Origin of the sequence: Aphanizomenon sp. UHCC 0183 (genome assembly GCF_009712065.1) — a bacterium.
Classification (GTDB): Bacteria; Cyanobacteriota; Cyanobacteriia; order Cyanobacteriales; family Nostocaceae; genus Dolichospermum; species Dolichospermum heterosporum.
On sequence record NZ_VILC01000125.1, the window covers coordinates 1 to 11505 of the forward strand.

Annotated in this window: 12 protein-coding genes, 1 tRNA gene and 1 other annotated feature; of the genes, 5 read left to right on the plus strand and 8 right to left on the minus strand. The window is 39.6% G+C overall.

Annotated features, from left to right (window positions below; all coding sequences use genetic code 11):
* Positions 1-105: 105 nt before the first annotated feature.
* The 4 genes from FJR37_RS24010 (at position 106) to FJR37_RS24025 (ending at position 4551) form a co-directional block, all read left to right on the plus strand.
* A complete protein-coding gene (locus FJR37_RS24010) occupies positions 106-1014 on the plus strand; it encodes a hypothetical protein (protein WP_052149864.1) in 909 nt (302 codons plus the stop codon).
* Between the two features lie 77 nt (positions 1015-1091).
* Entirely contained in the window at positions 1092-2084 is a 993-nt protein-coding gene (locus FJR37_RS24015) for a pentapeptide repeat-containing protein (RefSeq protein WP_027404872.1), read from the plus strand.
* A gap of 103 nt (positions 2085-2187) precedes the next feature.
* Positions 2188-2901 carry a hypothetical protein gene (locus FJR37_RS24020; protein WP_168467323.1) on the plus strand — a complete coding sequence of 238 codons (714 nt, stop codon included), beginning with the start codon at positions 2188-2190 and terminating at the stop codon, positions 2899-2901.
* A 129-nt stretch (positions 2902-3030) separates the two neighbouring features.
* The gene (locus FJR37_RS24025) at positions 3031-4551 is read left to right on the plus strand and encodes a bifunctional ADP-dependent NAD(P)H-hydrate dehydratase/NAD(P)H-hydrate epimerase (RefSeq protein WP_039201557.1); all 1521 of its coding nucleotides are present in this window, start codon (positions 3031-3033) and stop codon (positions 4549-4551) included.
* A 300-nt stretch (positions 4552-4851) separates the two neighbouring features.
* On the opposite strand, the gene rplL is transcribed toward FJR37_RS24025, so the two are convergent.
* From rplL to rplS, 8 genes are all read right to left on the minus strand, one after another.
* Positions 4852-5241 (minus strand): 50S ribosomal protein L7/L12, encoded by a 390-nt coding sequence (rplL, locus tag FJR37_RS24030; protein ID WP_039201558.1) that lies wholly within the window; start codon positions 5239-5241, stop codon positions 4852-4854.
* A gap of 74 nt (positions 5242-5315) precedes the next feature.
* On the minus strand, positions 5316-5885 hold the full coding sequence (gene rplJ, locus FJR37_RS24035; protein ID WP_039201559.1) for a 50S ribosomal protein L10: 570 nt from the start codon (positions 5883-5885) through the stop codon (positions 5316-5318).
* A gap of 487 nt (positions 5886-6372) precedes the next feature.
* Positions 6373-6540 (minus strand) — a sequence feature (ribosomal protein L10 leader region).
* Between the two features lie 82 nt (positions 6541-6622).
* On the minus strand, positions 6623-7339 hold the full coding sequence (rplA, locus tag FJR37_RS24040) for a 50S ribosomal protein L1 (RefSeq protein ID WP_027404877.1): 717 nt from the start codon (positions 7337-7339) through the stop codon (positions 6623-6625).
* Positions 7340-7456: 117 nt separating this feature from the next.
* Positions 7457-7882 carry a 50S ribosomal protein L11 gene (gene rplK / locus FJR37_RS24045; protein WP_027404878.1) on the minus strand — a complete coding sequence of 142 codons (426 nt, stop codon included), beginning with the start codon at positions 7880-7882 and terminating at the stop codon, positions 7457-7459.
* A 6-nt stretch (positions 7883-7888) separates the two neighbouring features.
* Entirely contained in the window at positions 7889-8521 is a 633-nt protein-coding gene (gene nusG / locus FJR37_RS24050) for a transcription termination/antitermination protein NusG (protein WP_027404879.1), read from the minus strand.
* Positions 8521-8742, minus strand: a complete 222-nt coding sequence (gene secE / locus FJR37_RS24055) for a preprotein translocase subunit SecE (protein WP_015078220.1) — start codon at positions 8740-8742, stop codon at positions 8521-8523. Before secE ends, nusG begins: the two co-directional genes overlap by 1 nt.
* Positions 8743-8923: 181 nt before the next feature.
* Positions 8924-8996, minus strand: a tRNA-Trp gene (locus tag FJR37_RS24060).
* A 149-nt stretch (positions 8997-9145) separates the two neighbouring features.
* Positions 9146-9508: a 50S ribosomal protein L19 gene (rplS, locus tag FJR37_RS24065; RefSeq protein WP_039201563.1), complete on the minus strand. Its 363-nt coding sequence runs from the start codon at positions 9506-9508 to the stop codon at positions 9146-9148.
* Between the two features lie 221 nt (positions 9509-9729).
* On the opposite strand from rplS, the gene hflX reads away from it, so the two are divergent.
* The gene (gene hflX / locus FJR37_RS24070) at positions 9730-11466 is read left to right on the plus strand and encodes a GTPase HflX (protein WP_039201565.1); all 1737 of its coding nucleotides are present in this window, start codon (positions 9730-9732) and stop codon (positions 11464-11466) included.
* Positions 11467-11505 lie beyond the last annotated feature (39 nt).

Consider the following 11505-nt stretch of genomic DNA (forward strand, 5'->3'; position numbering starts at 1 on the left):
TTTTTTAACCCTATACAAAACTTTTACTACCCAACAGTGTGCTAGTACAGCTATAATTTATAACTGTTCTTGCTATTGAATACTTGTACTGGAGATATCCCGATCATGACCCTATTTAGTTTTGATGAAATAGTGAAATTCTTAGAACAGCATGAAAACTCAAAACGAATTAAGAAATTAATATTCTTCGCTTGTAAAAATGAGTGGGAAAATGATCAAGATACCCTAGATAGATTTAAATTAGAAGAATTAATTCAAGAATTATCTAGTTTAAATCCCACAATCAATCACTTAACCGCAAATTTATCTATTGCTGTTAAAAGTCTTAGTAAACCAAAACAATATTCTATAATTGCCAGTATCATTATCAAAGAATTACAAAAATTATATCCAACCTCTGATGAGCAGACAGGAATAATATTAAATCAAGCTAATGAAGAAGATACAGGAATAATATTAAATCAATCTGACCAAAATTTTCCTATATTTAATCATAGTGAAAAAACATCATTAAATCCATCAACTGTATCTTCAAGCATTTCAACAAAATCTCAATATGATCAATTTGATTTGCGGCAAAACTTGATGAGATATACTAGCCCATTAAGGGCAAAAATAATTTTATTTTCCGCACTTGATAAAAAATTTACCTTCAATGAAGAGGACTGGTTGAAACTAAAATCTGAAGAACTTGATAGTTTATTGCAGAAATTATTTGATTCTTGTCCAACTATCGGAGAACTTGAATCCAAAATTAACAATACAGTTATATCTTTAGGGAACCTAGATAAAAATAATCAAGCATCTGGTGTAATCATCAGGGTCATGCGTACCTTGTATGGTAATATGCCAGTTAATACCAAGTCACATAAACCGCCTAACAGTTATTTACCTGAAAGAACTAAACCACCTACTAATCCTAATTATCAACCTGTACACACTCAATCTGATGATTTAGATGATTATGATGACGATGACAGTAATACCTGTCAAATTACAATACCGCCTACTTGAAATATACTCAATCACAAAGAATCAAACCTATTTTTGCTTTTGGAAAACCTGATCACAATAATTGAGAGATATCTATTATGGATGCCAAAGAACTTCTGAACCGATATGCAAATGGAGAAACAAAATTTATCAACGCAAACTTAAATAACATAAATCTATTTGATGCAGATTTAATTGGTATAAATTTAAATCAGGCAAATTTGCGTAACTCTATCCTAACTTTTAGCTATCTAAGTCAAGCTATTCTCAATAATGCCAATCTAATTTGTGCAAATCTTCGTGGTGTAAACCTAACTCAAGCACAATTACAGAATGCCAACTTACATGATGCTGACTTGCATGGTGCAACGTTGCAGGGGGCTGATTTGCGTAATGCTAATTTAACTTTGGCACATCTACTAGATGCTAACTTAATGAATGCTGATTTGCGCGGTGCTGATTTGAGTGGTGCTAACCTTACAGGTGCTTGTCTTCGCGGTGCTAACCTGCGAGAAGAAAAAAGAGCCTATTATGCTAATCTCTTAGGTGCTAACCTCCATAAAGCTGACTTACGCAGTGCTAATTTAACTGGTGCAAACTTAGCTAAGGTAAATCTAAGTGGTGCTAATTTAAGTGAAGCCACGCTGCGTAGTGTAGATTTGAGTGGTGCTAACCTGAGCGGAGCTATCTTACAAAATACCACTTTAACTGAGACTAATCTAGAAGGCTGTAATTTGAATGGTGCTAATCTGACAAATGCTAGACTGGCAAAAGCGAATTTGACTGAAGCAGAATTAATAGGTGCTAACTTGCAGGGTGCAATCATGCCAGAAGCTATCCTAATCAAAGCCAAGCTCAACCAAGCAAACCTCAGTTTTGCTAGACTGAGTAAAGTTAACTTTAGTCGAGCTAATCTCCGCGAAGCTGATCTAACTGAAGCAGAATTAGTATATGCTTGTTTAGCAATGACGGACTTTACCGATGCTAATTTAACCAAGGTAAATCTACTCGGTGCAGAAATTAGTACGACAAATCTCACAGGTGCAAATTTGTTTAAAGCGATTATGCCTGACGGAACAATTGGCTACTAAAAATCAATAAATTCATGAGTAATCTCACCGCTTTAATGCTCTTTTTAATTATTCTATCGCATTGGAATTAAACTCAAAACTTTTGCAAAAAATGGTAACAAATATGCCTATTTTAAGAGTTTGTCGTTTTACCTCTTTACCCGTATTTTCTTTACTGATAAGTGGAAGTTGGATGTTTCTCGGTGAATATAATTGGGTTCAAGCTCAAATACCTAATAATATTCCCATATTAGCCCAAGGAACACTTCCATATCCCCAAGAAATATCCATTGACCAGCAGCCATTATCGCAGTTACCATCAGTCAAATTATATCAATCTCAAGGTATACAATATAGTCAATATAATCAAGGATTTGATCGATATTTTGTTTATGTTGACAGTAATAATTCTCAAGTCTTACAGCGAGTTCGGCAAATTGAAACTAATGCCTATATTCGCAATTATAATGGACGTGAGGTTATCCAATCTGGCGTTTTTAATGGACAAGCTAATGCTCAACGACGAGTAAAAGAATTGGAATCAAATGGTATTCCTGGCGCAAAAATTGTTAATTCTGATAATATAGAATTAAATCCCCAACAAGAAAACAGAAATTCATATTATGTAGTTATTCCCAGTAATTCTAATAGATTAATTTCTTTAGGGACAGAAATTCGTCAAAAAGTTAGTATCAGTATTAATGTATTTAGGAGAAGTCAGCCATTGGGATTGCACATAGCTGTAGGACCACTTAGCGATCGCTTGGAAGCGGAACAATGGAATAACTATTTGAAAAATTTAGGTTACGGCAATGCCAGAGTCTATTATGGCAAATAAGTCTGAACTATGATTTTTGTGATGAAGATGATTAGTTTCCTTAACCGATAAATTAATTATCTTCATCAAAATAATCAAACAAATCATAGTTCAGACTTTTTATGAAAAATGACAACTAACAAATGACAAATGACTAAAGAACAATTTGTTGTTACCGCAACCCAAATGCGGCAGATTGAAGCCAGAATATTTACAGCAGGAATGCCTGTAGCTGCTTTAATGGAAAAAGTAGGAGGACTAATTTGCCAACGCTTACAGGCTATTATTTCCCCAGGAAAATGTGTAGGAATTTTAGTTGGACCTGGTCATAATGGAGGAGATGCCTTAGTAGTAGCTCGTGAATTGCATTTTCGCGGTTATCAAGTTTGGATTTATCAACCTTTTTCTAAATTAAAAGAATTAACTTCTCAACATTTCCAATATACACAAAGTTTAAAAATCCCTTGTTATCAAGAAATTTCCCAATTACCAAGTTATGATTTTTTAATTGATGGTTTATTTGGCTTTGGTTTAGAAAGAGAAATTACTGATTCTATCGCTGCGGCAGTTAATTATTTTAATAACAAAAATCAACCCATTATTAGTATTGATATACCTTCAGGTTTACATACAGATACAGGGGAAGTTTTAGGAACAGCTATCCAGGCAACTCATACATTTTGCCTGGGTTTATGGAAACAAGGTTTATTACAAGAACAAGCATTACCTTATGTTGGTAAAGCCGAATTAATTGATTTTGATATTCCCCTCGCAGATATTCATGCTGTGATCGGCGACATTCCCAAAATCAAACGGATTACACAAACAACGGCATTATCCACCTTACCTTTACCCCGTCCCCTAATTACTCACAAATACAAACAAGGACATTTATTATTAATTTGTGGTTCTCGACGTTATGCCGGTGGAGCAATTTTAACAGGTTTGGGTGCGCGAGCTTCTGGTGTGGGAATGCTATCTATTGCTGTCCCAGAATCCTTAAAAATGTTGTTAGTTTCCCAGTTACCAGAAGCCTTAATTATTGGTTGTCCTGAAACAGAAACAGGAGCGATCGCTAGTGTACAATTACCAGAAAATATAGATTTAAACTCATTTACTGCGATCGCTTGCGGACCCGGTTTAACCAAAGACAATATATCTATTGTTCCCGAAATAATTCAATGCGAATGTCCCCTAATCCTTGATGCTGATGCCTTAAATATTTTGGCACGAATAGGCACTATCCCCACCCTAAAACAGCGAAAATCAGCCACCGTCCTCACACCCCATACAGGAGAATTTAAGCGGTTATTTCCGAATATTGACCACACAGACCGAATCAAAGCCATCCAAACAGCAGCCCAAGAAAGTGGTGCTATAGTCCTATTAAAAGGGGCAAGAACAGCCATATCTAATCCCCAAGGTAATGTTTGGATAAATCCTGAAAGTACCCCAGCCTTAGCTCGTGGAGGCAGTGGTGATGTATTGACTGGTTTATTAGGTGGACTATTAGCGCAAATTATGAATAAAGAAATTTTTATAGAAGATATAGTCGCAACTGCCGCTTGGTGGCATTCCCAATCCGGAATTTTAGCCGCACAAGCAAGAACAGAATTAGGAGTGGATGCCTTTACACTCACACAATATTTAATGACAGCGGTACGCACTTAAATAACATACATCGTATCCCCCTCCTCGCTTGCGGGGAGGGGGTTGGGGTTCTTGTATTTCACTCAACCGAGAACCGCTGTAACGTAAGTTAGTAAGTAATTGGACAAAAATATTTACAGTCATTGCGAGCGAAGGGAAGCAATCACAACACTTGCGATTGCTTCATTTCACTTCGTTCCATATGGCTAACGCCACGCAACGCTTACGCAATGACATTGTGTAATTAATTCTGTCTCACTACTTAATTAGGCAAAAGGTAGAGATTTTACCAATCACCAATTACCAATCACCTAATAACAATTACTTAACTGTTACCTTACCACCAGCTTCTTCAATCCGCTTCTTGATATCCTCAGCAGCGTCCTTAGTTACAGCTTCTTTAACAGCTTTAGGAGCAGCTTCTACCAAGTCCTTAGCTTCTTTCAGACCTAGACCAGTGATTTCACGAACGATTTTCAAGACAGCAATCTTCTTATCAGCAGGTACAGAATCCAGAATTGCATCAAATTCGGTCTTCTCTTCCACTACTTCAGCAGCAGCACCACCAGGAGCGGCCATCATCATCATGCCACCACCAGTAGCAGCAGCACTAACACCAAAAGCTTCTTCGATTTGCTTAACCAATTCAGAAGCTTCTAATAAGGTCAAAGATTTCAATTGTTCTAAAATTTGTTCGGTTGCAGCAGACATGGATATAACTCCTAAAGAATTTTTGATTTTTCAGTTGAAAAAACCCGTGAGGGTTAATTGTTACTTGTCAGTGATTAATCTTCACTAACTACCGCTGACTCAGAAGCACTTTCAGAACTGTCGCCATTTTCTTTTTCAGCAACAGCTTTTAAAGCGCGAGCCAAGGAACTTGGAACTTCGTTGATACCAACAGCCAGCTTGGTAGCCACACCGTTGATAGCTCCAGCAATTTGAGCCATGAGTTGTTCCTTAGAAGGCAAGTCTCCTAGAGCCTTGACATCAGCTTCACTCAGGACACGACCTTCCATCACACCACCGCGAATTTCTGTCTTCTTGGTGGCTTTTTGGAATGCTTGGTAAGCTTTAATCGCAGATAAATCTTCTTTAACTAGCAGAAATGCAGAAGAACCATTTAGTAATTCTGACATTGGCTGCCATTGTTCCTGATCCTTAATCGCAATGCCCATAAAGGTGTTTTTTGTCACCTTACAGATAGCACCACTAGGACGGAGTTGCCGACGCAAATCAGTGATTTCAGCAACAGTTAGCCCCTGATAATCAATTACCAGTGCTAAAGTTGACACACTCAAACTTTCTTTGAGATCAGCTACTATCTCTTTTTTGTTTTCTAACGTTCTTCCCATACTTATCTCACCTCCAATGTCAGTTGTCAGTGGTCAGTTGTTAGTTGTCAGTTGTCAGTGGTCAGTTGTTAGTTGTCAGTTGTCAGTTGTTAGTTGTCAGTTGTCAGTTGTTAGTTGTCAGTTGTCAGTTGTCAGTTGTCAGTTGTCAGTTGTCAGTTGTCAGTTGTCAGTTGTCAGTTGTCAGTTCTTAGTTCTTACTCTAAGTAGGTAAACATAATAAAAACGATATATGTTTAGTTTTGTAAAAACCGTGAAACAACCTATTTGCAAAGCATTCATTGAATTTACATTTCGTCACATACCTTTAAATTTTTCTCTTTACCTACTTATTTTCTGTCACCTGTCACCTGTCACCTGTCACCTGTTACCTGTCACCTGTCACCTGTTACCTGTCACCTGTCACCTGTTACCTGTCACCTGTCACCTGTCACCTGTCACCTGTCACCTGTCACCTGTTACCTGTTACCTGTCACCTTTTTGCTGACTTACCGAAAACAATTAACCCCAGCTAACTTAGCCAGGGTTTCAAAGTGGTATTTTTAATACTGTCGTTGTCACAGTTTTACTGTTCAAACTTCAGATAGTTAAAATTACAACCTCGGCAGGGTATTAAGCTATTAGCACCTGCTGTCTCCGGCTTTATCTATTTAATTTTGGTCATTAGTGATTAGTCATTGGTCATTACTGATTATATTCATCTATCACCAATTACCAATTACCCATTACCCATTACCAAATTATGCAGCGTCAGTTAGTTTTAACTCTCGTAGGGCGCTAATGTCAATAGCAATTGATGGTCCCATTGTCGAGGATATGTACAATGACCGCCAATAACGACCCTTAGCACCTGAAGGACGGTTACGGTCAATTGACTCTTGTAATGCCTTCAGATTGATCAATAAATCTTCAGGTGAAAAAGCAGTCTTACCAAACATAACATGGACAATCCCAGTTCGATCAGCCCGATATTCTAATTTACCAGCTTTGAACTCAGCGATCGCACTAGCAACATCAAATGTCACTGTTCCCCCCTTGGGTGAAGGCATCAAACCCCGTGGACCTAATAATTTACCCAGCTTTGCTACCTGTGGCATCACATCCGGCGTAGCAATCAGCTTATCAAAGTCCATCATGCCTTTCTGAATATCTTCAATGAGTTCTTCAGAACCAGCAATATCAGCACCAGCGTTAGTTGCTTCTGTGACTTTTTCACCTCTGGCGATAACTGCTACCCGGATAATTTGTCCTGTTCCCTTGGGTAGTGCTACCGTTGTCCGCAATTGTTGGTCTGTATATTTAGGGTCAATTCCTAAACGGATATGAGCTTCAGCAGCTTCAGGAAACTTAGCAGTTGCCGTTTCTTTTAACAAAGCTAATGCTTCTAAGGGTGTATAATCCTTATCTTCTACCTTTTCCAGCAACGCCTGTAAGCGGCGTGATACTTTTTTTGCCATTTTTTTCTCCTGGGGTCATCTCGAAGTTGTACTTCTCCCCCGATATGATTTTGTTATTAGTCAGTTGTCAGTTGTCAGTGGTTATTTTTTTATTTACTGTCACCTGTTCCCTGTCACCTAATCTGTAACTGTTACGCCCATGTTTTTAGCAGTTCCTTCCACAATATTCATGGCTGCATCAATATCATTGGCGTTGAGGTCAGGAAGTTTAGTTTGAGCAATTTCGCGTAATTGCGTTCTGCTAATGCTACCAACTTTCTTTTTGTTGGGTTCATTTGAGCCTCTTTCAATCTTCGCTGCCTTGCGAATCAACACTGATGCTGGTGGAGTTTTGAGGACAAATGTAAAACTTCTATCTTCATAAACAGAAATTTCTACAGGTATAACCATCCCAGCTTGGTCTGCTGTTTTGGCATTGTACTCTTTGCAGAACATCATGATGTTAACACCATGTTGACCCAACGCAGGACCAACTGGCGGTGCTGGGTTGGCTTTCCCAGCATTCAGGGCCAACTTAATGACCGCTACTACTTTCTTCGCCATTTGTATTTAGCTCTGTTTTTTAACCTGATTAAATTCCAATTCTACTGGTGTATCTCTTCCAAAGATCGAGAGTAGAGCTTTTAGTTTACTCCTTTCTGGGGAAACTTCAATCACCTCACCTTCAAAATCCTTAAATGGACCAGAAAGCACAACTATCTTATCACCTGAAGCCATATCAATTTTGACTACTGGCTCTTGTTCCAAGGCTTGTTTGAATATGCGTTCAACTTCCGAGGGATTTAGGGGAACTGGCTTAACGTGACCACGACCTCTGCCGCTACCACGCTTTTGCTCTGCACCCACAAAGTTAATCACATGAGAGGTGTTTCTTACCACTTGCCATGTATCATCACTCATTACCATTCGGACTAGCACATAACCAGGGAAAACCTTTTCTTCTGAAGGTAACCGCTTACCATCCTTACGGATTTTCACCGTTGGGGTGTGGGGAATTTCCACTTGGATGATTTTGTCAGCGACATCAAAAGTTTGGATACGTTGCTCTAAATTTGTCTTTACCCGTTTCTCACAGCCAGAGGCTACTTGCACTGCATACCAGCGTGCTTCTTTCATCGCTGTTAAGAGTGTTTCCTCTAACTGCAACTCGGAGTTGCGTGGTTCGTCTGTTGCAGAAGTCATCAGAACACCTGTTTTGCTGCCCAAGCGAACAATCCATCGACCAGATATATCAAAGATGCGGAGAGTGTAACCATTAATAGTACAGCGGCTGATTCACTTACCAACTGTTTCCGACTGGGCCAAATCACTTTCTCAAGTTCTTCCTTTGTACCCTGGAAAAAATTGTTTAAGTTAAACCCATTTTCGGTTTCTGGCATTTCTGCTTCATTTTTTTTGGCCACAGTCGTTATACCCCCGTTTCTTAAGTAGCCTAACCTTGTGATTTTTAAGGTTTACAGCTTCGGTCTCAATGATCTCGCAATAAGAAAGCTACATTTTAAAAAAATTATACCCGAAATAATTGACGTTTTCCGCTGTTTCGGCAGTGACGTTATTGCTTCGGGCAATATTTTTCTTTTTGAGCGCGCCCTGGAGGACTTGAACCCCCGACATCAGGTTTTGGAGACCTGCGTTCTACCAACTGAACTAAGAGCGCACAAGCTTTTCTTTTTACAGTCATCGCGTTGAACTTTTTTAGTTTAACGCAATTTCGATTTTAATTGTAACCTATTTTTTTTCTTTTGGCAAGTTAGCGGCGGATGCCGCTTGCAGACTGGGTTTCGTCTATTAATTCACCATTGAGAATCACAAAGGGCGGTCGAATCTTTGTTTAATGCGGGTTGCCTTACCGACCAGTTTACGTAGGTAGTACAGTTTAGCACGTCTAACTTTACCACGACGTAATACTTTAATACTTTCAACTAGGGGAGAATGAAGCAAAAATACTCGTTCTACACCCACACCTTGGAAAACTTTGCGGACTGTGATAGTTTCGTTGATGCCGCCATTGCGTCTAGCTATAACTACACCTTCGTAAGGTTGCACACGGAACTTAGTGCCTTCCTGAATTTTAACTCCGACTTTGACTGTATCACCGACATAGATTTCGGGTAAATCAGATTTCATCTGTTCCGCTTCAATTGAGCGGATAATCTCTTGGGCGTTCATTACTTTTCTGTTTTTTGAAAAAACTCACAATCGTTAATTATAAATCTATAATCGCTTGAGAGTCTAGAAATTTCACTCATTATAAATAAAAACTACTCACAAATTCAAAATTAAGAATTAAAAAACTCTTGTCTGTTCCCTGTTCCCTGTTCCCTGTTCCCTGTTGTAAAATAGACAGTGTAAGGATTCAGGGGGAACCAGGTAACTGGTCATAAACGCCTATAGAGACTATCTTTGGCAATGTTCAAGGTTTGAAGTCCAGCCAGCTAAAACAACTCCAGCGGCTGTACCACCAGCGGATATCAGGTGATTGTATTACTACAACTGATTTTGCTCAACGTCTGGCAGCAGTCAGTACGGAAATCAATCAACCTGTTTGTGTTTACATTAATCGTCGCGGACAGGTAATTCGGGTTGGTGTCGGTACTCCGCGTCAAACTCAAATTCCGCCCCTAGAACTGCCCCGTTACGGAGCAGAACGTCTCAGCGGTATTCGTTGTTTATCCACCAATCTTAAGTCAGAACCACCAAATGAAGCCGCCTTAACGGCAATGGCTTTACAGAGATTGGATGCTTTAGTAGTTTTAAATATTACTGGAGCAGGGTTTACAAAGCGTGGTGGTGGTGCAACTGGGTATGTAAAAGAAGCGTATTTAGCCCATCTGGTAGCCAATAGTAGACAGTTAGTTACGACTCAATCTTCTGATATGAGTATTTCCGATGCTGTGATGTATTCTCATGTATCATCGCCTCTAAGTTTAGATGCTTTAGCCGACCAGGATTTTCTCAACTTAGTGGAAGGTTTAGAAGAGGAATTTAGTCGGGAGTTTGTTGGTCAAGAAGTAGATGCTGATCATGATCGAGTGCTAATTGTTGGGGTATTAACGGAAAATACTAATCCACAACAATTCCAGGACATCATTGTGGAATTGACCCGTTTAGTGGATACGGCTGGTGGTACTGTATTACAGGTATTACAACAAAAGCGATCGCGCATTCATCCCCAAACAGTGATTGGTGAAGGTAAAGTCCAAGAAGCTGCTCTCACAGCGCAAACTCTGGGTGCTAACTTGGTAGTATTTGATCGTGATCTTTCACCCTCCCAAGTTCGCAATTTAGAAGCGCAAATTGGTGTTAGGGTAGTTGACCGCACCGAAGTAATTTTAGATATTTTTGCCCAACGCGCTCAATCTGGTGCAGGTAAATTACAGGTAGAACTGGCACAGTTAGAGTATATGATGCCACGACTCGCTGGTAGAGGTCAATCCATGTCCAGATTAGGGGGTGGTATTGGGACAAGAGGACCTGGTGAAACCAAACTAGAAACAGAACGCCGAGCCATTCAAAAACGCATTTCTCGACTCCAACAAGAAGTTAATCAATTACAAGCACATCGTTGTAGATTAAGGCAACGGCGACAACATCGAGAAGTTCATTCGGTGGCTTTGGTGGGTTATACCAACGCTGGTAAATCTACTTTACTCAACGCGCTTACCAACGCAGAAGTATACACTGCTGACCAATTGTTTGCCACCCTTGACCCGACAACACGGCGGTTAATGCTTCCTCATGCGGAAACCGGCGCACCCCAGGAAACTTTAATGACGGATACTGTAGGGTTTATCCATGAGTTACCCGCATCTTTAATGGATGCCTTTCGGGCAACGTTGGAGGAGGTGACAGAAGCAGATGCTTTATTGCATTTAGTAGATTTATCTCATCCTGCTTGGTTAAGTCATATTCGCTCAGTGCGGGATATATTAGCACAAATGCCAATTACACCAGGACCAGCGTTAGTGGCTTTTAATAAAATTGATCAAGTTAGTAGTGAAACACTAGCTTTAGCGAGGGAAGAGTTTCCTTTAGCCGTGTTTATTTCTGCTAGTCAGCGTTTAGGACTGGAAACTCTGCGTCAGCGTCTATCTCTATTGATTGAGTACGCTGTTGGTGATGATTAATGATTTTCAGATCCCCGACTTCTTTGACAAGTCGGGGAT